26 protein-coding genes are annotated in these 25,528 nt (G+C 36.1%); 22 read left to right on the forward strand and 4 right to left on the reverse strand.

Annotated elements, in window-relative coordinates:
• Positions 1-9: 9 nt before the first annotated feature.
• From JFU20_RS22785 to JFU20_RS22800, 4 genes are all read left to right on the forward strand, one after another.
• Entirely contained in the window at positions 10-255 is a 246-nt protein-coding gene (locus JFU20_RS22785; RefSeq protein WP_002014770.1) for a YlbE-like family protein, read from the forward strand.
• 77 nt (positions 256-332) lie between these two features.
• Complete coding sequence (locus JFU20_RS22790) at positions 333-905, forward strand: histidine phosphatase family protein (RefSeq protein WP_002014767.1); 573 nt, start codon at positions 333-335, stop codon at positions 903-905.
• 116 nt (positions 906-1,021) lie between these two features.
• Positions 1,022-1,474: a YlbF/YmcA family competence regulator gene (locus tag JFU20_RS22795; RefSeq protein WP_002014765.1), complete on the forward strand. Its 453-nt coding sequence runs from the start codon at positions 1,022-1,024 to the stop codon at positions 1,472-1,474.
• Between the two features lie 127 nt (positions 1,475-1,601).
• A complete protein-coding gene (locus JFU20_RS22800; protein WP_002088292.1) occupies positions 1,602-1,868 on the forward strand; it encodes a YlbG family protein in 267 nt (88 codons plus the stop codon).
• 54 nt (positions 1,869-1,922) lie between these two features.
• Here the strand turns inward: JFU20_RS22800 and JFU20_RS22805 are convergent, their stop codons facing one another.
• Entirely contained in the window at positions 1,923-2,312 is a 390-nt protein-coding gene (locus JFU20_RS22805; protein ID WP_002014762.1) for a DUF7147 family protein, read from the reverse strand.
• Positions 2,313-2,841: 529 nt separating this feature from the next.
• Between JFU20_RS22805 and rsmD the strand changes: the two genes are divergently transcribed.
• Positions 2,842-3,408, forward strand: a complete 567-nt coding sequence (gene rsmD / locus JFU20_RS22810; protein ID WP_001266992.1) for a 16S rRNA (guanine(966)-N(2))-methyltransferase RsmD — start codon at positions 2,842-2,844, stop codon at positions 3,406-3,408.
• Positions 3,405-3,896: a pantetheine-phosphate adenylyltransferase gene (gene coaD, locus JFU20_RS22815; protein WP_002142952.1), complete on the forward strand. Its 492-nt coding sequence runs from the start codon at positions 3,405-3,407 to the stop codon at positions 3,894-3,896. Before rsmD ends, coaD begins: the two co-directional genes overlap by 4 nt.
• Here the strand turns inward: coaD and ylbJ are convergent.
• On the reverse strand, positions 3,888-5,117 hold the full coding sequence (gene ylbJ / locus JFU20_RS22820) for a sporulation integral membrane protein YlbJ (protein WP_002033736.1): 1,230 nt from the start codon (positions 5,115-5,117) through the stop codon (positions 3,888-3,890). The two genes, coaD and ylbJ, sit on opposite strands and share 9 nt — an antisense overlap.
• A gap of 112 nt (positions 5,118-5,229) precedes the next feature.
• Between ylbJ and JFU20_RS22825 the strand changes: the two genes are divergently transcribed.
• On the forward strand, positions 5,230-6,021 hold the full coding sequence (locus tag JFU20_RS22825; RefSeq protein WP_002138096.1) for a patatin-like phospholipase family protein: 792 nt from the start codon (positions 5,230-5,232) through the stop codon (positions 6,019-6,021).
• Positions 6,014-7,039 carry a SepM family pheromone-processing serine protease gene (locus JFU20_RS22830; protein WP_002088283.1) on the forward strand — a complete coding sequence of 342 codons (1,026 nt, stop codon included), beginning with the start codon at positions 6,014-6,016 and terminating at the stop codon, positions 7,037-7,039. Before JFU20_RS22825 ends, JFU20_RS22830 begins: the two co-directional genes overlap by 8 nt.
• Positions 7,040-7,065: 26 nt before the next feature.
• On the opposite strand, the gene JFU20_RS22835 is transcribed toward JFU20_RS22830, so the two are convergent.
• Positions 7,066-8,307, reverse strand: a complete 1,242-nt coding sequence (locus JFU20_RS22835; protein WP_164081469.1) for a nucleotidyltransferase — start codon at positions 8,305-8,307, stop codon at positions 7,066-7,068.
• Positions 8,308-8,460: 153 nt separating this feature from the next.
• Here JFU20_RS22835 and JFU20_RS22840 point away from each other — a divergent pair, with 153 nt between their 5' ends.
• The 3 genes from JFU20_RS22840 to JFU20_RS22850 all read left to right on the forward strand — a co-directional run bounded on the left by JFU20_RS22840 (position 8,461) and on the right by JFU20_RS22850 (position 9,833).
• Positions 8,461-8,961, forward strand: a complete 501-nt coding sequence (locus JFU20_RS22840) for a YceD family protein (RefSeq protein WP_002014753.1) — start codon at positions 8,461-8,463, stop codon at positions 8,959-8,961.
• 61 nt (positions 8,962-9,022) lie between these two features.
• On the forward strand, positions 9,023-9,196 hold the full coding sequence (gene rpmF, locus JFU20_RS22845) for a 50S ribosomal protein L32 (RefSeq protein ID WP_001984764.1): 174 nt from the start codon (positions 9,023-9,025) through the stop codon (positions 9,194-9,196).
• Positions 9,197-9,326: 130 nt separating this feature from the next.
• Entirely contained in the window at positions 9,327-9,833 is a 507-nt protein-coding gene (locus JFU20_RS22850) for an RsfA family transcriptional regulator (protein ID WP_002014752.1), read from the forward strand.
• 33 nt (positions 9,834-9,866) lie between these two features.
• On the opposite strand, the gene JFU20_RS22855 is transcribed toward JFU20_RS22850, so the two are convergent.
• A complete protein-coding gene (locus JFU20_RS22855; protein ID WP_002014751.1) occupies positions 9,867-10,340 on the reverse strand; it encodes an N-acetyltransferase in 474 nt (157 codons plus the stop codon).
• A gap of 295 nt (positions 10,341-10,635) precedes the next feature.
• Between JFU20_RS22855 and panE the strand changes: the two genes are divergently transcribed.
• The 11 genes from panE to murG all read left to right on the forward strand — a co-directional run bounded on the left by panE (position 10,636) and on the right by murG (position 25,482).
• A complete protein-coding gene (gene panE / locus JFU20_RS22860) occupies positions 10,636-11,523 on the forward strand; it encodes a 2-dehydropantoate 2-reductase (protein ID WP_002165143.1) in 888 nt (295 codons plus the stop codon).
• A gap of 79 nt (positions 11,524-11,602) precedes the next feature.
• Positions 11,603-13,219 (forward strand): bacillithiol biosynthesis cysteine-adding enzyme BshC, encoded by a 1,617-nt coding sequence (gene bshC / locus JFU20_RS22865; protein ID WP_201038910.1) that lies wholly within the window; start codon positions 11,603-11,605, stop codon positions 13,217-13,219.
• 366 nt (positions 13,220-13,585) lie between these two features.
• Positions 13,586-14,518 carry a 16S rRNA (cytosine(1402)-N(4))-methyltransferase RsmH gene (gene rsmH / locus JFU20_RS22870; protein ID WP_002014746.1) on the forward strand — a complete coding sequence of 311 codons (933 nt, stop codon included), beginning with the start codon at positions 13,586-13,588 and terminating at the stop codon, positions 14,516-14,518.
• A gap of 15 nt (positions 14,519-14,533) precedes the next feature.
• Positions 14,534-14,896 carry a cell division protein FtsL gene (ftsL, locus tag JFU20_RS22875; protein ID WP_002014745.1) on the forward strand — a complete coding sequence of 121 codons (363 nt, stop codon included), beginning with the start codon at positions 14,534-14,536 and terminating at the stop codon, positions 14,894-14,896.
• A 22-nt stretch (positions 14,897-14,918) separates the two neighbouring features.
• Positions 14,919-17,069 (forward strand): penicillin-binding protein, encoded by a 2,151-nt coding sequence (locus JFU20_RS22880; protein WP_087943010.1) that lies wholly within the window; start codon positions 14,919-14,921, stop codon positions 17,067-17,069.
• 81 nt (positions 17,070-17,150) lie between these two features.
• Positions 17,151-19,067, forward strand: a complete 1,917-nt coding sequence (locus tag JFU20_RS22885) for a stage V sporulation protein D (RefSeq protein WP_002014741.1) — start codon at positions 17,151-17,153, stop codon at positions 19,065-19,067.
• A gap of 210 nt (positions 19,068-19,277) precedes the next feature.
• The gene (gene murE, locus JFU20_RS22890; RefSeq protein ID WP_002014740.1) at positions 19,278-20,753 is read left to right on the forward strand and encodes a UDP-N-acetylmuramoyl-L-alanyl-D-glutamate--2,6-diaminopimelate ligase; all 1,476 of its coding nucleotides are present in this window, start codon (positions 19,278-19,280) and stop codon (positions 20,751-20,753) included.
• 22 nt (positions 20,754-20,775) lie between these two features.
• Positions 20,776-21,750: a phospho-N-acetylmuramoyl-pentapeptide-transferase gene (mraY, locus tag JFU20_RS22895; RefSeq protein WP_002014738.1), complete on the forward strand. Its 975-nt coding sequence runs from the start codon at positions 20,776-20,778 to the stop codon at positions 21,748-21,750.
• Positions 21,751-23,103, forward strand: coding sequence for a UDP-N-acetylmuramoyl-L-alanine--D-glutamate ligase (murD, locus tag JFU20_RS22900; protein ID WP_002014737.1), 1,353 nt, complete (start codon positions 21,751-21,753; stop codon positions 23,101-23,103). It abuts the gene before it with no gap.
• Positions 23,104-23,193: 90 nt separating this feature from the next.
• A complete protein-coding gene (gene spoVE, locus JFU20_RS22905; protein WP_002014736.1) occupies positions 23,194-24,285 on the forward strand; it encodes a stage V sporulation protein E in 1,092 nt (363 codons plus the stop codon).
• 102 nt (positions 24,286-24,387) lie between these two features.
• Positions 24,388-25,482 (forward strand): undecaprenyldiphospho-muramoylpentapeptide beta-N-acetylglucosaminyltransferase, encoded by a 1,095-nt coding sequence (murG, locus tag JFU20_RS22910; RefSeq protein ID WP_002088269.1) that lies wholly within the window; start codon positions 24,388-24,390, stop codon positions 25,480-25,482.
• The last annotated feature ends 46 nt before the right edge of the window (positions 25,483-25,528 follow it).

Consider the following 25,528-nt stretch of genomic DNA (forward strand, 5'->3'; position numbering starts at 1 on the left):
GGAAAGAGAATGAGAGCAGAGCTTATGGAGTTTATAAAAGCTGATGAGGATTTAGCTCGCTATATTCGGGAACAGCCATACTGGTACCGGAAATTGACGCGTAACCCAGAAGAAAAAGAAGCTTTTGAGTTAGCTGCCATGCAGCATTTCAAAAAAACGATACCAGATAAAGTGGAAAAATTTCAAAATCAATTGGCCGTTGCTTCAATTATGATTGATATGTTCCAGTATATGAAGCAGCAAAATACGACGTAATTGGAAGGGAAAACTATGTCCGTTATGCAAAACTTTTGTTACAATAGAATCGGATTATTTAAAAAAGGAGTTGCAGCATGACGGAAATTTGTTTAGTACGACATGGACAAACTGATTGGAACTTTCAAGAGATTATTCAAGGGCGCGAAGATATTCCACTCAATGAAGTTGGGAAGAAGCAAGCGAGTCAAAGTGCAGCTGCCTTGCAAGCGGAATCGTGGGATATAATTATAAGTAGCCCGTTAATTAGAGCGCAAGAAACTGCTAAGGAAATTGCTGGGGCTATTGGATTACCATCTATTTTATTAGATGAGCGATTTATGGAACGTAATTTTGGGGAAGCTTCTGGGAAACCAGTTGCGGCCGTTAGAGAGTTAATTACAGAAGGTAATGTAGAAGGAATGGAACAGGATGAAGAAATCGTAGAGCGCTGTTTTACGGCTTTACAACAGGTTGCAGCAGCACATGGAGATAAACGTATTATCATTGTTGCGCATTCACATGCAATAAAAGCTATTTTACACGCAATTGCACCAAATGAAATTACATTTAAAACGCCGTTAAAAAACGCATGTATTAGCTACGTGAAAGAGAATAGCGGGAAATGGGATGTTCTTAAATATAATATTGCGGAGCATATTAGTGTATAAGAGTGCAAGGAGATTGTATGAAAAGTAATTAGAATCATATCTTTCTTTTAGGTGAGACACTTCAATTAGTAGTTCTGTTCCAAATGTGTTATGATGAATACTCGGAGGTGTCTCTCATGATTGTAGCGACGCTGGAAAGCGTATTGATTTTAGATAAGGCAGAGCAGCTTGCAAAAGCGATCATCTGTTCAGATATAGCAGAAGATTACCGTAAGTATTATAAGGATTTACAAGAAGATATAGAAGTCCAGACGCTAATTCAGCAATTTACAGCGATGAAAGAGCGATACGAAGAAGTGCAACGTTTTGGTAAATATCATCCTGATTATACTTTCGTTTCGACGAAAATGAGGGAATTAAAGCGTTCTGTAGATATGCATGATAAGGTTGCAACTTTTAAAAGAGCAGAAACAGCTTTACAGAAGTTATTAGATGAAGTTAGTGTAGCAATTGGTTCTGAGGTATCTTCTTCCGTTAAAGTTCCAACAGGAAATCCGTTTTTTGATGCGGGTGGCTGTGGCGGTGGTTGTGGTACCGGAGGCGGTTGTGGTTGTAAAAAAACGGGGTAATTTACCCCGTTTTTTAGAATATAGAAGAAAACGTATACAGAGTTTGTTCTTTAATGTCATAAATTTATGATTGGTTTTCATAAAATATAAGAATATAAGTTTTTAAAAGGAGAAGATGGAGAAGATTATGTTCGGGCAACGACAAAGTATGATTGTTTATTTACATTCATTGAAACATGCCAAGATTTTAAGGAAATATGGTAACATTCATTACATATCAAAACGTTTGAAATATGCCGTTGTATATTGTGATATGGAACAAATTGAGCATATGATGCAAAAATTGAATAAACTTCCTTTTGTAAAAAAAGTAGAACAGTCGTATCGCCCATTTTTAAAAACGGAATTCGAAAATTCGCGTCCTGATCGGGCAAAAGAATACGATTATAGCTAAGTAAAAAAATCCCCTGCTAAATTTAGCAGGGGATTTTTCACTTGAAATAACGTGTTATTTCATTGGAGGAATGAAATTGTTCATTCGTAAAATACCAATTAGATGATTAAAAAATAGTTCTTTTTCAGGGAAAGTTGTTGATGGTTTTACAGTAAAGGGAGTAACTTTTTTCCCTATTTGTTCCGCCATTTCTTCAAATAAAACGACACGTTTACTTTTTTTATTTTCAAGTACAGGAATGCCTTCACGACATATGTATAATGGTTGGAAATCACCAGTAGTTGTCGGTTTTAGTATTACAACAAGTGAACACACTTTTTTTTCGTTTTTTACAGTTTCGAATTGTAACATATGTGTTACACGTTCTTGGTTTGTTTTGGCAATTTCAAGTAATTCATATAAGTCAGAGTAGCCTTCTCCGAGTTCTATAAAGCGTTGAATCATATTTTTTCCTCCTCTTTCTTTTACTGTACCACCTCACTTTTTAAATGAAAAGTAGACAAATAAAAAAACCCTGCAAAGCAGGGCCCTTCTAATACTAGTATGTACTACTAGTAAGAAGGCAAAGGGAGAGGAGAAACCGGAGGAAGAACTTATGGGGAAACGTAAGTCTTCTCCGCGGTTGGCAACAACATCGAAAATGATGTTGTTATATTTATTTATGTCCAATCTAAAATGAAGATATACATAATGAAATTAAAATTTATGTTAGGCTTTTTATTTTTCTTTTTTTTATTTTATGATAGGATAAAAAAGGTAAAGTGGAACTGATGTACATAGAGGGTTGTTGCTTGCAAATAGTGAAATGGATAGGAAAGAAATAGCGAGCGATTATTTTAACTGAGGTTTTCAATTAGTTAAATAACAGATTAATGAAAAAATGTATGAAATAGTATGAATCGGTAGCGGTTACCGAATTGAAATGAATTTGCTGTAATCGCTCTATAGATTGAAATAAAGGTAGTGACAACAGATGAGAGTAGTTTCAGGGAAATGTAAAGGGCACCCACTTAAAGCGGTACCTGGTAATACAACGCGTCCAACGACAGATAAAGTGAAAGAATCTATTTTTAATATGATAGGTCCTTATTATGATGGTGGTATCGCTCTTGATTTATTTGGTGGTAGCGGTGGTCTTGGAATTGAGGCCATAAGTAGAGGGATTGATAAAGCGATTTTTGTTGACCGAGATAGTAAAGCGATAAAAGTCATTCATCAAAATTTAGAAAGCTGTAGACTACAAGAACAAGCTGAAGTGTACCGAAATGATGCAGAGCGTGCGGTAAAGGCGCTTATAAAGCGTGAAATCTCATTCGATCTTATACTAATAGACCCTCCATATAAAGCTCAAAAAATTGTGTCTTTAGTTAGTGTAATGGATCAACATGGATTGTTAAATAAAGATGGCATCATTATGGCAGAGCATGGGGATGACGTGGTTTTACCTGATTCTATAGGAGAACTTGTAAAAGTACGGGCAGAAAACTACGGGATTACAGCAATTTCGATTTATAAGTATGAAGGTGAGGGGACAGAATGACAAGTATAGCTATTTCTTCAGGGAGTTTTGATCCAATTACCCTTGGACATTTGGATATTATTAAAAGGGGAGCAAAAGTATTTGATGAAGTATATGTAGTTGTTTTAAACAATTCATCAAAAAAACCATTCTTTTCGGTAGAAGAACGCCTAGAGTTAATTCGAGAGGCGACAAAGGATATTCCGAATGTAAAAGTTGATTCACATAGTGGATTATTGGTGGAATATGCAAAAATGCGTAATGCAAATGCAATATTACGTGGTTTACGAGCAGTTTCTGATTTTGAATATGAGATGCAAATTACTTCAATGAATCGAAAACTAGACGAAAGTATCGAAACCTTCTTCATTATGACAAATAATCAATATTCATTTTTAAGTTCAAGTATTGTGAAAGAAGTTGCGAGATATGGTGGGAGTGTAGTAGACCTTGTTCCCCCGATTGTAGAGCGTGCTTTAAAAGAAAAGTTTAAAACCCCGTTAAAGTGAACGGGGTTTTTCTTTATGAATGCGTAAAAACAATAAGATGACATACAAATATAAACAAAATAAGGTGAAGATTGGTCCGTAGTGTATAAATGATGTCCAAATATCAGTTAGTGTATAAGAATGATTCAATAAAAATACGGGAAGATCTTCTTGCGTAGGCGAGAAAGAATGAACTTTTTCATAAAATGGTCCCCAAAATATAAAAGTGAAAATAGGAGCGAGAATACTTTGGATAATTCGAGCTAAAAAATATGGTTTAAAGCGGATATCTGTCTCCGCTAATATGCTTGCTACTTGTGCCTGAATAGAAAGACCGCTAAATGCTAAAATGAAGCTTGTTACCATCGCTTGTTGAAGAAGTGTTGATTCATTAATTTGACTAATCATTTGGCTTCCAAGCGTCATTTCAAAAATACCGGATAATATCGGAATACTAAATTGGGATGTAAGTTGGAAGAATGATAAAATATGTTGCATAATAAAAGAAAGCGCTTCTGTAATTTTGAAAACAGTAATCATTTTATTTAAAACAGAGAATAAAATAATAAACCCACCAATCATGAGCAATGTTTGAATAGAAGAAACGATAGCGTCACCGAGTAGTTTTCCGATTGGTCTTTTTTCTTGCATACGTGTTTGGTGGAGGATGGAAAAAGGGTTTTGAAAGGCACGCTTTTGATTCGTATGTTTGTCTTTTATGTAAGTATCGTTATTACCATAAAAGCGCATAAGTAATCCGACGATAAAGTTACTTATATAATGTGCTGCTGCTAATACGAGTCCTAATTTCGGATTATTGAAAAAACCAATAGAAACCGCTCCGAAAATAAAAAGTGGATTAGAAGAATTTGTGAAAGATACGAGTCGTTCCGCTTCAATTTGTGTTAGTTGATTGCTCTTGCGTAGTCTAGCGCTTAATTTGGCGCCAGCGGGGAATCCTGAAGCCATTCCCATTGCCCAAACAAATCCGCCTACCCCTGGAACACGAAACAGTGGACGCATTAGTGGTTCTAATATAACACCGATAAATTTTACAATACCAATACTGATTAGAAGTTCCGCAATGATGAAAAACGGTAGTAGTGAAGGGAATACAACTTCCCACCATATATTTAACCCGCGAATTGAAGCTTGCAAAGCATCTTGGGGGTGAAGTACAAGAGAAAAGGTTAAAAACAACATTGATATGGTAAGAAAAGCAGTTTTCCATTTTTCGTACATGTAAGAAAATCCCCCTTTGTCCCAAAAACGTTCATTTCAGTATACGTGGATATGTGGTGAATTTAGACCATAAGTATGAAAAAGGAATGAAAAAAATTAAAGGGTGAGAAAAATGAAGGAACCAAAAATCGGTTTAGCGCTTGGATCCGGAGGTGCAAAAGGTTTTGCTCACATAGGGGTAATAAAAGTGTTAAGGGAAGCTGGCATCCCTATTCACATGATAGCAGGTAGTAGTATAGGAGCGTTAATTGGTACATTTTATGCAGCGAGTTGTGACGTTGAAAGACTGTATAGATTGGCCGCTGTTTTTAAAAGGAAATATTATTTGGATTTTACAGTTCCTAAAATGGGATTTATTGCTGGAAAACGTATTAAAGATATGATTAAAATGTTTACATATAATAAAAATTTAGAAGAGTTAGATATCCCGACAGCTGTTGTGGCTACTGACATTTTGAAGGGGGAGAAAGTTGTTTTTACAAGTGGTCCGATTGCGGAGGCGGTTCGAGCTAGTATATCTGTACCAGGGGTGTTTGTTCCAGAAAAAATAGATGGCCGCTTATTAGTGGATGGAGGGGTAATTGACCGTATTCCCGTATCGGTTGTAAAAGATTTAGGTGCTGATATTGTTATTGCTGTTGATGTATCTCCAATTAAGGTGAATGGAGAGGTTACATCGATTTATGATGTAATTATGCAAAGTATTGAAATTATGCAACATGAACTTGTGATGAATCGGCAAATAGCATCAGATTTAATGATGCGGCCAGCAGTGGAACAATTTAGTTCGCGTGCTTTTACACATATTGAAGACATTATTAGGGTCGGAGAAGTGGAAGCGGAACAACATATTTCAAACATTTATTTACTAATTGAGCAGTGGAAGGAGAAACATAATGTTTAAGCGTTTTCGGTTTATATATGCAATTTTAATAGGGGTTATATTGGCGATGCTACTTGTTTATGTGCGCTTGCCGTATTATGTGACAAAACCAGGTATGGCCGCGAAATTAGCGCCGTACGTGCAAGTTGACGGTGGAACTAAAGAGTCTGGTGATTTCATGCTTGTCACTGTCTCAATGGGACCTGCTAATGTGGTGAACTTAATAGCCGCGCAATTTAATAAATATACACACGTTTCGAAGGCGGAAGAAATATTGCAAAAAGGCGAGAGTGATGAAGAATATCAATTTCGCCAAAATTATGCAATGAAAGATTCGCAAAATGCAGCAATCTATAATGCTTATAAACGTGCAAATCGCTCTGTTTCTTTTGAAAATAAAGGTGTACTAGTTGCTGGTGTAGCAAAGGGTATGCCGTCAGAGGGAAAGCTTAAGCTTGGAGATGTTATTATAGCTGTCGATGGAAAAATATTCGACAAGACGGAACAATTTATTGAGTATATGACAGGGAAAAAAGAAGGGGACACAGTAAATATTGAATACAAGCGGGGCGGAAAACAGTTTAAAGAAAATTTAAATGTAAAGACGATCCCTAATGGGAATGGACGCGTCGGTATAGGGGTCTCTATCGTTACGGAAAGAGAGTTAGTAGTAGACCCGAAAGTGAAAATCGATTCCCATGAAATCGGCGGTCCATCAGCGGGGTTAATGTTTACACTAGAAATTTATAATCAGCTCGTTGAAGAAGATTTAACAAACGGACATGAAATAGCTGGAACAGGTACAATCAATGATAAAGGAGAAATTGGTCCAATTGGTGGTATTCAGCAAAAAGTAGTAGCTGCTAGTGATGCGGGAGCTGAAGTGTTTTTTGCGCCAAATGAAAAAGGTGTAGAGAAATCGAATTATAAAGATGCTCTTGAAGCTGCGAAAGATATTAAAACGAAGATGAAAATTGTACCAGTGGACACACTGGATGATGCATTAACTTATTTGGAAAAAATGGGTAAAACAAAGTAAACCTCTCTGAAGAAGAGAGGTTTTTCTTATAGGAATTTTTTCGTTATTTCATCATAACGAATTGGATGATGCGTTGCGTCTTGTTTTAGCAGTTGTGTCCGCAAAGGTTCTTGCATTATGGAGAAATATACAGCATTTGATTTTCGTTCTATGTCTAAAGTTGGATGTTCGAATGTTTTTGTATGAGTAAGGATTGGGAGTTCTATTTTTTTCTTATTTCTAGAAAGATAAGTTTGTCCTTTTTGTGACATTCCGAGAAGACGGATATACGGCGCATGTTGCTCTATATTTGCTTTGTGTATTTCTTCCTTCGTTGTATTTGTTAAAATATGTGTACAAGCTCTTTGCAATCTAGTCCATGTATAACGTTTTGTTTTTAATGCTTCCATGAATGAATAGAAAGATGAACTGTTTTGTATTTTTGATAAAATACGATGCTCTAAACCTTCTTCCATTTCATATATATGTTGTAAGTCCTCTGAAGACATCGTCATAAGTTTGTATTTAAAAAATGAAAAGTATTTTTCCCAGTTATGTAACGTCCCGTAGTTTTGCTTGTAGTTTTCTAAAAGAGAAGCAGTCATTTTCGGGATAAAAGGCTCAATAGTTGTAGAGGAACTGTTTTCATTAAATAGCTGTTTGCGAATACTTGTTGCACTTGCAATATGTTGATCGTGAAATGTTTCATCATGATAATGAGAGGCAAATCTTTTTATAGTTTGTGCTTGCATCGAACTGTTTTGTAAGAGAATTGCTTTAATGTACTGTAAGCCTAAAATGTTATTTGGTTGTGACATATCTACGTTTTTTTCGGGTGGTAAGATGTGTAGAAAGGCTTCAGATGTAGCTTTCGCATAACTATTACCTGCATTCATAAATTGCTTCACAAGACGATTAAAAGTCTCTTCTTCATTTTTTTGTATAGCGATGGTATTGTAGAAATTTTCAGCTTGTCCATCTTCACTACCGAAACAAATTTCAGAAACACCAAGGGCGTTTAAAATCGAAATTGCGCCATTTGCGAAAGTTTCGGCCTTTTGTGTTGCGAATGCATATGGAAGCTCTACAACGAGGTCTACGCCGTTTGTTAAGGCCATTTTGGTACGATACCATTTGGAGATGAGTGCGGGCTCACCACGCTGCAAAAAAGGACCACTCATAACGGCGATAATAATATCAGACTGTGTTAACTTTTTTGTTTGTTGCACATGATAAGCATGACCGTTATGAAAAGGGTTATATTCAACAACAATACCACTGGATTTTATGGTAATCTCTCCTTTCGATGTAGCATCTTTTTGGAAAACGTGATAGTCTATATATTATTTCCTATGATGACTTCATTATAGTGTAAAGAAAAAACATTGACAAATATAAAATGGCTAGCTATAATTTTGTTTGTTGCCTTGAGGTGATATGATATGAAATGGTCCATCCATCAATTGAATAAATTGAGAAATAAAGGATTGACATTAAATGAAATGGTAGATGTAAGTGAGCTAAAAGAGGTCGAGAAAGATATTCGTGAAATTAATCCTGCTCATGTAACAGGAAGAGTTGATTTTGGCTCCGGTAAGTTTACGTTTCATCTACATATAACTGGAAGCATGGTTTTACCATGTTCTCGCTCTTTAGTAGATGTGACATTACCATTTGACATTAAAACAACTGAGGTGTTCCAAACTTCGGAAGAAGAATTTGAAACAGAAGCTGAAATTCATTGTTTAGAAGGAGAAGTACTTGACTTACTGCCCGTAATCAAGGAAAATATACTTTTGGAGATTCCAATGCAAATTTTCAGTGATGATGTTTCTGGTGGAGCACCGATGCAAGGTCAAGACTGGCAAGTGATTTCGGAAGAAAACAAAGAAAAGACTGTTGATCCACGATTAGCAGGACTTGCAAAGTTTTTTGACAAATAATCGGAAGACTGGTTTAGGCCTTCATATGAAAATAACTATTTCTTTTAAGGAGGTGGGAAGAATGGCTGTACCTTTTAGAAGAACTTCTAAAACAGTAAAAAGAAAGCGTCGTACGCATTTCAAATTATCAGTACCTGGTATGGTAGAGTGCCCAAGCTGTGGTGAAGCGAAATTAGCTCACCGTGTATGTAAAGCATGCGGTACTTACAAAGGTAAAGAAGTAATCAGCAAGTAATTGCGGGAAAATAAACGTAGAAGATATCTTCTACGTTTATTTTTTTTTGTCTTATTCTTTATTTGTTGTATTCTATCTTTTCTAGTAACTGCATATGCTTAATAAAAAATGCATAGGGAGGACTAGAGAGATGGCGACAACAAGACAAGATGCTTGGACTGATGATGAAGATTTGCTTCTGGCAGAAGTAGTACTCCGGCATATTCAAGAAGGTGGAACGCAACTTTCTGCCTTTAAAGAAGTGGGGAGACATTTGTCTCGCACACCAGCAGCATGTGGATTTAGGTGGAATTCTTATGTTAGAAAGCAATACAAAGAACGTATTGAAGAAGCAAAGCAACTTCGTAAAGTAGAAAATTATGAAGTGAAAGAGACAAAGGTATTAGAGCCTACATCAATTACATTGAATGATGTTATTGAATTCTTGCGAAATTATAAAGATGAAAGCTCTTTAATGGTGTTGCAACAACAAATTGAATCGTTACAAACAGAGAAAGAATGTCTTCTGGAGCGATTATCAGTATATGAGGAAGAATATAGAACATTACTTGATTATATCGATCAAAAAAGAAGTGTAATGGTAGCGGAAAGAAATGGCGCTCGCTCGAATGGAGAATTAGAAAAATTAAAGAAATAAAAACAGCTGCGTAACAGCTGTTTTTTTTGTTTCTTATGCAGATTCTTCGTTTGTAATCGCATTCGAATTTGTTTCTGGATGCCAAATATAAAAATCACCATCAGTTACTGATACTGGCTGGAAACTTAATTTATCCCAAAAACCAGATGACTGGATACGTGCTATCGTTTTAATTGGGAATTGTAGTTGTTTCGCATAATTAACAAGCATTTGTCCGAATCCTTGTTTTTGAAAAGTCGGCAATACTTCAAGTTTATAAAGTTCTAGGTAAGTACCTGTAATTTCAAATGGTTCCCCGCCGTTCCTTTTCATATATAGACTCATACGTGCGATTAGCGATCCACCATAATAAATACCGTAAAATGGAGACTCACTATCATTTTCAATAATGTTTGCTTGTAATTCTTCCAACATGGATAGTTCTTGAGCTCCGCACCCTTTAAATTTTTTAAATTCATCTAATGTTTTATAATTGATGAGCAAGCGTTCAACTTTTGGGAATCCCATTACATCACGTCCTTTTCTTATCTTGTTGAATGCAGAAAAGTTAAAATATTTATAATAATATTATAACTCATTTTTAAATTTTTATGAAGAAGATAGAATATTTCTTTCATTATTTTTTTGAGGATTTGCTAAACTAAGAATAGAACTATGTATATAGGTAGTATATACGTAGTGAAAGAAGAGGTTGCATTTGTTAAAAGGTAATTGAATCCTCAACTATGTAATTGTAATTTAATAAGATATAAAGGGGGAAAGGCAAGGGAACTTATATCACTTGTTAATATGAGTTCTTTGTGTGAAGATGAAAATTGGAATTGTTGGACCGGGAGCTATTGGTCTCCTATATACATTTTATTTACAAAAAAGTAATCAAGATGTTACGTTGTTTACAAGAAACGATAAGCAAGCAGAAGAATTAAACTTAACGGGTGTAACTTGTATTAGGAATGGAGAACGTGAAACGGTATTTCCATCTATTTTACCGATAGAAAGTATGCTGGATAAACAGTTAGATTATATATTTATTGCTGTAAAGCAATATCATGTAACTGATATATTACCTTTTGTGCAGGGAGAATCGTCATTAATCTTTTTGCAAAATGGAATGTCACATCTTCACGTTATGCGAAAAATAGGAAATGAACGTATAGCAGTCGGGATTGTGGAGCATGGTGCAAAAAAAGAGGATGGACATACAGTTCGTCATACTGGAATAGGTGTTACAAAGTTTGGTGTAGTGCGTGGTCAATCTAGTTGTTTTAAAAAGGTATTTAATTGTTTTCCTTTTGATTATTTTCCGATTCAGATAGAAGATGATTGGAAGGGGATTATGCGTAATAAATTAGTAGTCAATGTATGTATTAATCCGTTGACGGCATTATTGCGGGTTGAGAACGGGGAGTTAATTTCAAACCCGCTTTTTTATCAAATGATGGAGCAAGTATTTCAGGAAGTTGCATTTCTTGTTAAAGAAGAAGATAAGGAAATGCTATGGAAAATGGTATGCCAAGTATGTGAAAAAACATCCCATAACACTTCATCTATGTTAGCGGATGTAAGAGCGAATAGACAAACGGAAGTTAACGCGATTGTTGGATATGTATTAGAAGAAGCTAAGGAACAACAACAATCTGTTCCGACACTTCGATTTTTGTTCAATGCAATAAAAGGAATGGAATTATAAGTGTTTTTCTTTGCTTTTACGTGAAACATTGAATACAATGTGGGTTGGTGAGAGAACAGGATACGAAAGGAAGAATTATATGGAGATAAAAGAAATCTCTGTTCCACTACAAGGTGTTGTAGCGGACTATATGAACGGTAAAAAAGAGATACAGTCATGTTTTGATTATCTGTTAACAGAGGATGCTTTTAAACAGCGTTTACATGATTTACGTGAGAGAGAGTTTTTCCGTCAAGATTTAGTAACGCATTTATTAGAATATAATACACAATTGCAAGCGGGAGAATTTACAATTCAAAATATAAAAGCGCTTGAAGATGAAAATACATATGTAGTTATAGCTGGACAACAAGCTGGGTTATTAACTGGTCCGCTTTATACAGTTCATAAGATCATTTCAATTTTACAGCTTGCAAAAGAAAAAGAAGAGAGCTTAGGGGTTCGGGTTGTTCCTGTCTTTTGGATTGCTGGTGAAGACCATGATATGGATGAAATTAATCATACATTTGTAACGAAAAATAAAAAAATAAAAAAGACCATTTTTCATGATCGTTATCCGAAAAAGGCGAGTGCTTCTGAGTCTGAGTTTTCTATTGAAGACTGTAGAAAATGGGTCGAAGAGATTTTTAAAACATATCCGGAAACGAATTTTACAAAGGATGTATTACAATTTGTTGATGATGCTTTAGGTAAATCGCATACATATGTAGATTTCTTTGCGCACCTTATTACGAAAATATTCGCAAATTCTGGTTTAATTCTTGTAGATTCACATCATCCTGCATTAAGAAAACTAGAAGTGCCGTTTTTACAACAAATTATAAGTAAATATAAAGAAATTCAAGTAGGGCTTCGTAATCAACAGGAAGTACTTAAGGAATTAGGATTTAAACCGATTATTGAAACGAAGACAAATGCAGTGCATATATTTATGGAAATTGATAATGAGCGAGTATTGCTTGAAGAGAATCAAGGGAAGTTTATTGGAAAAGATGGAGTGCATTCATTTTCGTATGAAGAATTGATGGAAGAGATGGAAAGAAGTCCAGAACGTTTTAGTAATAATGTTGTAACGCGCCCTCTTATGCAAGAATATGTGTTTCCTACGTTAGCGTTTATTGGCGGTCCAGGGGAGTTAGCTTATTGGAGTGAATTGCAACAAGTGTTTCATACGGTAGGTTTCCAAATGCCACCTGTTGTTCCGCGGCTTACAATTACTTATATGGAGCGAGATATAGCGACAGATTTATATGATTTAGATTTGCAAGAAATTGATCCGTTTCTAAATAATATAGATAATCTGCGTGACAATTGGCTTTCTAATCAAATAGAGGAACCGATAGACGAGCGATTTATAGAAGCGAAAAAAGAAATAATGGATATTCATACATCATTACAACAATTCGTGAAAAAAATAGATCCAGGGTTAAATGAGTTTGCGGGGAAAAATGAACTGAAAATTAATGAGCAAATTGAACTGTTAGAAAAAATGTTGAAAAGAAATGTTGAGAAGAAACATGAGGTTCAACTGAATAAATTCCGCCGTTTACAATTCGCGCTTCGTCCATTAGGAGCACCGCAAGAACGTGTGTGGAATGTGTGTTATTATTTAAATCAGTTCGGCCTTGATTTTGTTGACCGGGTAATGGAACAATCTTTTTCGTGGGATGGAAAACATCATGTAATAAAACTATAGAATCTTGCTCTTTTGAGCAGGATTTTATTTTTATTCTGTTGAATTAACTGTGAAGTGAAATATTTCTGAATTATCCATCTTATGTTAATGTAATGAATCGCTATGTATCGGGTATATATATATGACAAAATAGCACAAAATGTAAACGGATTAATATCTTTTTCGACAGGTTTTTGTTTAAATTCCCGCAAAAAATGATAAAATTTAGTATATAATAAAATAAAATAGCGATTTGTATAGCGTACTACCTTGTTGGAAGTTAAATGAGTCGTTCTTTAGTAGCATTTCATCCTCTAGTAGTAAATTGTGTTTGTAGAGTGAGAAATGTATTTAACATAATTAATTGGAAAAAGAGTAGGTGCAGCAATGTTCAAACACGTAACAGTACTTTTGAAAGAAACAGTAGATGGCTTAGATATAAAACCGAGTGGTACATATGTAGATTGTACACTGGGTGGAGGAGGACATAGTTCTTATTTATTATCTCAGCTAACAGATGGTGGAAAGTTAATAGCATTTGATCAAGATGAAATAGCGATTCAAAATGCGAAGGAAAAATTTTCTTCTTATGGTGAACAATTTGTAACAGTGAAGAGCAACTTCCGTTATTTATCTGAAAAACTACATGAATTAGGTATCACAGAAGTAGACGGGATTTTATTCGATTTAGGTGTTTCATCCCCACAATTAGATACACCAGAGCGTGGCTTTAGTTATCATCATGATGCACCGTTAGATATGCGGATGGATCAAGATGCCCCATTAACAGCATATGATGTTGTGAACAGCTGGTCATATGAACAACTCGTAAGAATTTTCTTCCAATACGGAGAAGAAAAATTTTCAAAGCAAATAACAAGGAAAATTGAAGCTTATCGCGAGAATAAGGCTATTGAAACGACAGGAGAATTAGTGGAATTAATTAAAGAAGGTATTCCAGCTCCGGCACGTAGAACAGGTGGACATCCTGCGAAGCGAGTATTTCAAGCGATTCGTATTGCTGTAAATGATGAATTAAAAGTATTTGAAGAAGCGTTGGAATCTGCAATTGATATGGTCAAGCCTGGTGGAAGAGTTAGTGTTATAACATTCCATTCTTTAGAAGATCGTATTTGTAAAACGACGTTTAAGCGAAATAGCACAACGCCGCAATTACCACAGGGACTACCGATTATTCCGGATGAATTTAAGCCGAAATTAAAGCTTATTACAAGGAAACCGATTTTACCTTCTGACATTGAATTAGAAGAAAATAATCGAGCGCGTTCTGCGAAGTTGAGAATCGCTGAAAAACGATAAAAAGGAGAGAGAGGTATGACTAATTTAGCTGTAAAGTATAAACAACAGGCGCAAGAAGAGGTACAAATTCAAGCGCCGCCACAGCAGATGGTTAAGCCAAAAGTTAAAACGAAAATTACAAGAATTGAAAAGCTATTGTACGTAACGTTTATTGGATTTTTATTATATGCTTGTGTAGCTTTTATTGGGAATAAAGCGGGTCTATATCAAGTTAATGTAGAAGCAGCGACGATAGAAGAACAAATTGTGAAAAAACAAAAGGAAAATCAAGAATTGCAGGCTGAAGTAGAGAAGTTAAGTCGTTATGAACGTATCGCTGAAGTTGCAAAAAAACACGGGCTAGAAATTAATGCGAATAATGTGAAAGGCCTAAAGTAAGGCAAATAGGTGTGAAGAAAAGATGAAGAGAAATATGACCAAATTTCATACCAATAAGGGAGCAGGTTATTTTATGATATTTTTCCTCCTGCTCTTTTTGCTGTTATTAGCCCGATTTTTTTACATACAAGTAACAGGAACAGTGGACAATCATGATTTGAAAAAACTTGCTGAGCAGAAACATAGTAAAAAGGGAGTTCTCGAAGCGAATCGAGGAACAATTTATGATCAAAATGGTCATGTCCTAGCGCAAGATGCAAATTCTTATAAACTTGTAGCCGAGTTAAAAGGGGCTAACGCCGTTAAGGATAAAGAGGATACTGCAAAGAAAATCGCAGGAGTACTCGGAAAAGATGAAGATAAAATTTTAGCTACTTTAAATAAAGAAGGCAAAAGTCAAGTGGAATTTGGAACATTGGGTAAGGACTTGACGAAAGAAAAGAAAGAACAAATAGAAGCATTGAAATTGCCGGGAATATCTTTTATTACCGAAAATGCGAGAGTGTATCCAAACGGTGATTTTGCATCTTACGTCATAGGTCATGCGAAACCTGATGAAAATGGAATCTCAGTCGGTCAATTTGGCTTAGAAAAGAGTTTGGATAAATATTTAGGTGCTTCTAATGGTGAGGTAGCTTATACAGGTGACCGTAAAGGAGTATCTCTTGACGGCGGGAAAGTGAATGTAAAGGCACCTAAAAATGGAGATAATGTGTATTTAACGCTTGATCAACGTATTCAAAGTTATTTAGAAGACGCAATGAAAGAAGCGAGTAAACATTATGAACCAGAAAATTTAATAGGGATTGTTGCGGATCCGAAGACAGGGAAAATATTAGCGATGTCTAGTAAACCTAGTTATGATCCTAATGATCGTCAAATTAAATATTTCTTCAACGACGCCATTGCAAATGCGTTTGAACCGGGATCAACAATGAAAATTTTCACATTAGCGGCGGCCATTAATGAAGGTGTATACAATGGGCAAGACTTTTATCAGTCTGGTACATATCAAGTTGGTAATCGCAAAATAAAAGATCATAACGGCGGCGCCGGATGGGGTTCTATTACTTTTGATGAAGGGGTAGAGCGATCTTCAAACGTAGCGTTCGCAATTTTAGGGGATCAAAAACTTGGTCCAGAGCGTTTTCGAAAATATATTCACAGTTTTGGATTAGATGAAAAAACAAACATTGATTTATCTGGTGAAGGGTCAAATACAATTTTATTTGATCAACAAATACAACAAGTAACAACAGCGTTTGGACAAGGTTCTACAGTTACACCAATTCAACTTGTACAAGCTGCAACAGCGATTGCAAATGATGGGAAAATGATGAAACCTTATACAATTGATAAAATTGTGGATCCAATAACAGGTAAAGTACAGCTAGAGCATAAGCCAGAAGAAGTAGGAAAACCTGTTTCCAAAGAGACAGCAGCGCAAGTAAGGCAATTACTAGAACGTGTTGTTACATCACCGAAAGGAACAGGAACTGCATATAAAGTTGATGGGTATTCAGTCGGGGGGAAAACAGGTACAGCACAAATTCCTGACGGGAAAGGTGGCTATATGACGGGAAGAGAGAATTATATATTCTCATTCTTAGGTATGGCACCGATGGACGATCCGCAACTTGTTGTGTATGTGTCCGTTAAACAACCAAAATTAAAAGATGATGAAAACGGGGCTAAACCTTTAGCAGATATCTTTAAATATGTAACGAAAAATAGCTTAGAGTATTTAAAGATTAAGCCGAATGAAGTAAAAGACCCGAAAAAATATGTGAAAGAACAACAAACTGTCGTTCCAGATGTAACCGGAAAAACGATGGAAGAAGCGAAAAAAACAATTGATAAAGCAAAACTTCGTCCAATCGTATTAGGTGAAGGTAAAGTGCAGCAGCAAGTGCCAAAAGCAACTGAACAAACATTAAAGGGTGATCGAGTCTTCTTAGTAGGAGATAAACCTACAATGCCAAATATACAGGGATGGGCACTGCGTGATGTTATGAATTTAGCAAAAACATTAAAGCTTAACTTAAAACCTTCTGGTACAGGATATGTAACTGAGCAAAGTGTAGCGGAAGGGACATTGTTGCAACCTGGTACAGAATTAGGTGTAACACTCGTACCACCACTTGAACCGCAGCAAGAAGCAGAAAAGCCATAATGGTAATAGGGAAGAAGTTCTAATTAAATAAGTACAAGCATATATTGGAACAAGCTAGGCGTAAGGGAGGCTTGTTCCAATATGCGTGTATCAAATGTAACAGTTAGAAAACGACTTATTTTTATACTTATATCGGGTATACTCATTTTTACCATTATCGATATTCGTCTTGGATATGTGCAATTTTTTCTTGGAAATATGTTAACGGATCGTGCGAAGGATTCATGGAGTCGTAATATTACTTTTGAACCAGAGCGAGGGAAAATTTTAGATCGAAATGGTGTGGAGCTTGCTACGAATAAAAGTGCACCGACCGTCTTTGTTGTGCCGAGGCAAATTGAAAAACCAGCAGAGACTGCAGAGAAGTTAGCTGCAGTATTAGGTGTGGAAAAAGATGATGTTTATAAGCGGATTACAAAAAAAGAATCGATTGTAAGGCTTGATAAAGGCGGAAGGAAAATATCGCATGACAAAGCGAAAGAAGTACGCGGATTAAGTTTAAAGGGTGTGTACATCGCAGAGGATTCTATCCGGTACTATCCATTCGGTAATTTTTTATCACACGTATTAGGATTTGCGGGCAGTGATAATCAAGGGCTTATGGGACTAGAGAAATATTATGATAAAGAGCTAAATGGTGATAAAGGTCATGTGCGATTTTTTGCAGACGCGAAAGGACAGAGAATGCCTAACGTTGGAGATGATTTCAAAAAACCAGAAGCCGGCTTGAATTTAGGATTAACAATTGATTCACGCATTACGAGGATTATGGAAAGAGAAATGAATATTGCGGAATCAACGTATAATCCTGACGGTATGATAGCAATTGCAATGAATCCGAAAAATGGTGAAATTTTAGGTATGTCAAGTCGACCAAGTTTTGATCCAGCAGATTTCCAAAGTGTTTCTCCGGAAGTATATAACAGAAACTTACCTGTATGGAGTACGTATGAGCCGGGGTCAACATTTAAGATTATTACATTAGCTGCAGCCTTGAATGAAAATTTAGTAGACTTAGAGAAAGATACATTTTATGATGATGGGGCAGCTGAAGTTGGTGGAGCTAGATTGCGGTGTTGGAAAGCTGGCGGCCATGGTAGCCAAACGTTTTTAGAGGTAGTTCAAAACTCTTGTAACCCAGGATTTATTGAACTCGGTGATCGTCTTGGTAAAGATCGATTGTTTAAATACATTCGCAATTTCGGGTTTGGACAGAAGACCGGAATTGATTTGCAAGGTGAAGGTAGCGGGATTTTATTTAATTTAGATAAAGTTGGTCCAGTCGAGCAAGCGACGACTTCATTTGGGCAAGGTGTTTCTGTTACACCGATTCAACAAGTAGCAGCTGTAGCGGCCGCTGTAAATGGTGGAACTTTGTATCAGCCATATATAGCGAAGGAATTTATTGATCCGAAGAATAATCAAGTTGTCAGCAAAAAGACACCTGTTGCGAAAAGGGAAGTTATTTCCAAGGAAACTTCAGAGAAAGTTCGTTACGCATTAGAGAATGTTGTAGCGAAAGGTTCGGGTAAAGGGGCTTATATTGATGGATATCGTGTAGGTGGAAAAACTGGAACTGCTCAAAAGGTGAAAGATGGAAAATATTTAGATAATAACTATATTGTATCATTTATCGGTTTTGCTCCAGCTGACGATCCGCAAATTGTTGTTTATGTAGCAGTGGATAATCCAAAAGGAGTCACTCAATTTGGTGGAGTTGTAGCAGCACCTATTGTTGGGAATATTCTTCGTGACGCACTTCCTGTAATGGGAGTGGAACCGAGAAAAGAGCAAGTTGAGAAAGAATATAAATGGGGCGATACACCAACTGTGGAAGTTCCGAATTTAATTGGTATGAAAAAGAAAGATTTACAAACGCAACTTGTAGACTTGAAGCTTGATATAAGTGGTGATGGTGGGAAAGTAATTAAACAATCACCAGAAGCAGGAGCTAAAGTAAAAGAGGGTTCAAAAGTTAGAATTTACTTCGGGAATTAAAGGTAACTGATTGTGTTTTATGGTACAATTGGTGGAAGTGAGTTCTTTATAGAAAAATTGCTTTACTTGAGACGATAAGTGTCTCATTAATAAATAAATCTATTGATTAGACTATAGTAGCACTTACCTCCTATTTTTATATAACTAGGAGGTAACGTGTTACTTGCTAAAATAAGAGATAAATAAACAATGTAGAGAGGGTTTAGTGAAATGAAGTTGCATACACTTGTATCATGTTTGCATGATTTTCCAGTTGTTCCAACAGAAAATCCAGAAATAACATCTATTGAAGCGGATTCACGTAAAGTGAAAGAGGGAAGCTTATTTATATGTATGAAAGGATATACGGTTGATAGCCATGACTTTGCTAAGCAAGCAGCCGCACAAGGAGCGGCTGCTATTGTTGCGGAAAGACCAATTGATGTTGACGTTCCAGTTGTACTTGTGAAAAATACTTTTCGTTCGCTAGCGGTTTTAGCTGATTATTTTTATGGCCAACCAACACACAAGTTACATTTAATCGGTATTACAGGTACAAATGGAAAGACAACAACATCGCATATTATGGATGAAATTATGCGCGCACATGGTCATAAAACAGGGCTAATTGGAACGATTAATATGAAAATCGGTGATGAAACATTTGAGGTGAAAAATACAACACCAGATGCACTAACACTTCAACAGACATTTTCAAAAATGGTTGAACAAGGTGTGGATAGCACAGTAATGGAAGTTTCGTCTCATGCTTTAGATCTTGGCCGTGTACACGGGTGCGATTATGATGTTGCAGTATTTACGAATTTAACACAAGATCATTTAGACTATCATAAAACGATGGAAGAATATAAACATGCGAAAGGGTTGCTTTTCGCACAGCTTGGCAATAGTTATCATCATAATCGTGAAAAATACGCTATATTAAACAGTGATGATCCAGTAGCAGAAGAGTATATGAGAAGTACAGCAGCTACTGTTGTAACATACGGTATAGATGTTGCAAGCGACATTATGGCACGAGATATCGTAATGACGAGTGGCGGTACAACATTTACACTTGTAACACCGTATGAAACTGTAAATGTTACGATGAAATTAATTGGTAAGTTTAATGTATACAACGTGTTAGCTGCTACAGCAGCAGGTCTTGTTTCAGGAGTGAGCTTACAAACAATTATTGATGTAATTAAAGAGCTTGCTGGCGTTCCTGGACGTTTTGAAGTTGTTGATGGTGGACAAAATTACACAGTTATTGTCGACTATGCGCATACACCTGATAGCTTAGAGAACGTACTAAAAACAGCAAAACAGTTTGCAAAAGGCGATGTATATTGTATCGTTGGTTGCGGTGGTGATAGAGATAGAACGAAAAGACCAATAATGGCAAGTGTCGCAACCGAATATGCAACTCACGCAATTTATACATCAGATAATCCAAGAAGTGAAGATCCGAAGGCCATTTTAGATGATATGGTAAATGATGTGAATGGGAATAATTATGAAGTAATTGTCGATCGAAAAGAAGCGATACGTTCCGCTATCTCGAAAGTAAAAGCAGAAGATATTATTATTATTGCTGGTAAAGGGCATGAAACGTATCAAATTATTGGTAAAGAAGTTCATCATTTTGACGATCGTGAAGTTGCTAAAGAAGCAATCACGGAGCGTTTAAACAACGAAGTGTAACAGCATGAGAGGAGGACTACATGTGCTTGAACAAGGTTTATTAGTAACGGCTGGGGTAGCATTCTTAATTTCTGTTGCCCTTTCGCCATTATTTATTCCATTTTTAAGAAAGTTAAAGTTCGGACAGAGTATTCGTGACGAAGGACCGAAGTCACACCAAAAGAAATCAGGGACACCAACGATGGGTGGTATTGTCATATATGTATCTATGATGGTGACTACGCTTATTATGGCGATTAAATTTAACAATTTAGGTGCAGAAGTATCATTGTTATTATTAGTTACATTTGGGTACGGATTAATCGGATTTTTAGATGACTACATAAAAGTAGTAAAGAAAAGAAATCTTGGTTTAACATCAAAACAAAAATTGATTGGTCAGCTTGTAATTGCTATTGCGTTCTTTTTAATTGGAAAAGGGCAAGCATTTCACACTTATATCATGATTCCGGGAACTGATGTTAAATTTGAATTAGGCTGGGCGTATTTTGTTCTCGTATTATTTATGCTTATTGGTGGATCAAATGCGGTTAATTTAACAGATGGTTTAGATGGTTTATTATCAGGAACAGCTGCTATTGCATTCGGAGCATTTAGTATTATTGCTGTAGCTCAAGAACAATTTGGGGTAGCGATTTTCTGTATGGCAGTTGTAGGAGCTGTACTTGGATTTTTAGTATTCAATGCGAATCCAGCGAAAGTATTTATGGGGGATACAGGTTCTCTAGCTTTAGGTGGTGCTATCGCAGCTGTAGCGATTTTGTTAAAACAAGAATTGTTACTCGTTATTATTGGCGGTGTATTCGTAGCGGAAACGTTATCTGTTATTATCCAAGTTATTTCGTTCAAAACAACAGGAAAGCGTGTCTTTAAAATGAGTCCATTACATCATCATTATGAATTATGTGGTTGGTCAGAGTGGCGCGTTGTTGTAACGTTTTGGTCTGTAGGATTTTTATTAGCTGTGCTAGGAATTTATATCGGGGTGTGGATGTAATTGAAAACTGTAACTGAATATCAAAATAAAAATGTTCTTGTATTAGGTATTGCTAAAAGTGGTTATGCAGCAGCTACTTTATTAAAAAAATTAGGGGCAAACGTCATTGTAAATGATGGGAAACCATTAGCGGGTAATGTGCTTGCAGCTGAGTTACAAGCGGAAGGAATGGATGTTGTGTGTGGTGGGCATCCATTAGAATTGCTGGAGAGAAACATTTCACTTGTCGTAAAGAATCCAGGAATTCCATATTCTAATCCACTCTTAGTGGCGGCGAAAGAAAAACAAATTCCAATTGTAACTGAGGTTGAATTAGCATATTCCATTTCAGCAGCACCGTTTGTTGGGATTACGGGATCTAACGGTAAAACAACAACGACAATGTTAACGTTTGAAATGTTAAAAGAAGGACAAAAGCACCCAGTTATTGCGGGGAATATAGGTACTGTAGCTTGTGAAGTTGCACAATTGGCGAAGGAAAATGAAGTTGTCGTTACGGAACTTTCATCGTTTCAATTGATGGGAGTGGAATCGTTCCAACCAAAAATTGCAGCCTTTTTAAATTTATTTGAAGCGCATTTAGATTATCACGGGACGAAGAAAGAGTATGGTTTGGCGAAAGCGAATATTTTCAAAAACCAAACTGAAGCAGATTATAGTATAATTAACGCAGATGATGCAGATGTCATGGCGTTATCGGCATATAGTAAAGGACAGAAAGTATTATTTTCGACGACGAAAGAAATTGAAGATGGTGCGTATATAAAAGATAACGCTCTTTATTTTAAAGGCGAAAAAGTAGTTAAAGTAAGTGATATTGTTTTACCTGGTAAGCACAATTTAGAAAATATTTTAGCAGCAATGAGTATTGCTAAATTACTAGGTGTTTCTAATGAAGCAATTACTGCTGTGTTAAAAAGTTTTACAGGTGTAAAACATCGCTTAGAATATGTAACAACGATTAATAATCGTAAATTTTATAATGATTCAAAAGCGACGAATATGCTAGCGACAGAAAAAGCATTATCTGCATTTACACAACCGATTGTATTATTGGCTGGTGGACTTGATCGTGGTAATGAATTTGATGATTTAATTCCATATTTTAAACATGTCAAAGCGATTGTGACATTTGGACAAACTGCACCAAAATTAGTAAGAGCGGCAGAAAAAGCAGGATTAGATGTAATTGAAAGTGTCGAAACTTTAGATGATGCAGTAGTGAAGGCTTATGCTCATTCTACCGATGGTGATGTTATTCTTCTTTCACCAGCATGTGCAAGCTGGGATCAATTTAAAACATTTGAAGAAAGAGGAGACATTTTTATACAAGCTGTGCATAAACTTATATAAAGTAAATCAAAACATCAGTAGGCTAACACCTACTGATGTTTTGTTACATAGGGCAAAAGGTTCTGCCCAAAGAGGTGGTGTTCATGGGTAATGAAGAAAACGCCTGATTTTATTCTCATCATCGTTACACTTGCGTTGTTAACAATCGGAATGATTATGGTTTATAGTGCGAGTGCGGTTTGGGCCTCTTATAAAATGGGGGATTCATTCTTTTTTGCAAAAAGACAATTGTTATTTGCAAGTCTTGGGGTAGTAGCTATGTTTTTTCTGATGAAAATTGATTATTGGGTATGGCGTACGTATTCAAAAGTAATTTTACTAGTTTGTTTCGTTCTTCTTATTCTCGTTCTTATTCCTGGAGTAGGTCTCGTTCGTGGAGGGGCGCGAAGTTGGATTGGAATCGGGGCATTTTCTATCCAACCGTCAGAGTTTATGAAATTCGCGATGATTATTTTCTTAGCAAAATTTTTAGCGGAACGACAAAAATTAATTACATCTTTTAAACGAGGTTTACTACCGGCTCTTAGTTTTGTATTTCTTGCTTTTGGGATAATTATGTTACAGCCAGATCTTGGTACGGGAACGGTAATGATTGGGACATGTATTATTATGATATTTATTTCGGGAGCAAGGGTCTTTCACTTTGCAATGTTTGGTTTGCTTGGTGCAGCGGGATTTGTAGGGTTAATTGCATCAGCGCCATATCGAATGAAACGCATCACATCATATTTAGATCCGTGGTCGGATCCGCTTGGAAGTGGATTTCAAATTATCCAATCGTTACTCGCAATTGGACCTGGTGGTTTATTTGGGCTTGGACTTGGACAAAGTAGACAAAAATTTCTTTATTTACCTGAACCACAAACAGACTTTATATTTGCAATCTTATCCGAGGAATTAGGTTTTATTGGTGGTTCATTTGTGTTATTATTATTTAGTCTATTATTATGGCGTGGGATTCGTATAGCATTAGGAGCGCCAGATTTATATGGTACGTTTTTAGCAGTAGGTATTGTGGCGATGATTGCGATTCAAGTAATGATTAATGTTGGTGTTGTAACAGGACTGATGCCTGTTACCGGTATTACTTTGCCATTTTTAAGTTATGGTGGATCAAGTTTGACCTTAATGTTAATGGCAGTAGGTGTATTATTGAATATAAGTCGCCATTCTCGCTATTAAACCCTGTTTAAAAGACAGGGTTTTTCGTGTGTGTGTGAAAATACAATATGTATATAGAAATAAATACGATTGAATAAGAACAGGGAAGTGGAGGAATCAGTAGTGCGAGTATTAGTAAGTGGTGGGGGTACTGGAGGACATATTTATCCAGCTCTTGCTTTAATTAGAGAAATAAAAAAACTAAATCCTGAAGCAAGATTTTTATACATTGGTACAGAGAATGGATTAGAGAGTACCATCGTACCGAAAGCGGGTATTCCGTTCCAATCTATTGTTATAAGTGGATTTAAACGAAAAATATCTCTTGATAATGTAAAAACAGTGATGCGTTTCCTAAAAGGTGTTCAAGATAGTAAACGATATATTCGTCGTTTTAACCCTGATATTGTGATTGGTACGGGTGGATACGTATGTGGGCCAGTTGTATATGCTGCGGCTAAATTAGGTATTCCGACTATTGTCCATGAACAAAATAGTGTACCTGGTGTAACGAATAAATTTTTAAGTCGTTATGTCGATAAAGTTGCAGTTTGTTTTGAAGCAGCTGCAGAACATTTTCCACAGTCAAAAGTGGTTATGACAGGTAATCCACGTGCATCAGAAGTAATGGACCAAAATGGAATGAAAGGAAAACGTTCGGTAGGACTATCCCTTTCTAAAAAATCCGTGCTTATTTTTGGTGGGAGCCGCGGGGCTAGACCGATTAACGATGCTTTTGTAGAAGCGATTGAACAATTTGGGAATAAAAGTTACGAAGTATTATATGTAACAGGCGAAGTACATTATGATAAAGTTATGGAAGCCGTGAAACAAAAAGGGAATCCGAATAATGTTATTATTAAACCTTTTATTCATAATATGCCAGAGGTACTGACGGGTGTAGATCTTGTTGTTTCAAGGGCAGGGGCTACAACGCTTGCAGAATTAACAGCGTTAGGAAAGCCGAGTGTATTAATTCCAAGTCCGTACGTAACAAATAACCATCAAGAAAAAAATGCACGATCAGTTGTTGATAAAGGAGCAGCTAAAATGCTACTTGAAAAAGATTTAACATCTGAAACGCTTATTCGTGACATTGATGAGATTTTATTGGATACACAAACATTACAAAATATGAAACTGGCTACTAAGCAACTTGGTATTCCAGATGCAGCAAATAAGCTATATGAAGTAATGAACAAGCTTATTAAAAAATAACATTAGGTGAACGCCCTGCATATTACTGTAATAAGGAGACTTGATA

It is taken from the genome of Bacillus sp. TH30, from assembly GCF_016650875.1.
GTDB classification, from domain to species: domain Bacteria; phylum Bacillota; class Bacilli; order Bacillales; family Bacillaceae_G; genus Bacillus_A; species Bacillus_A mycoides.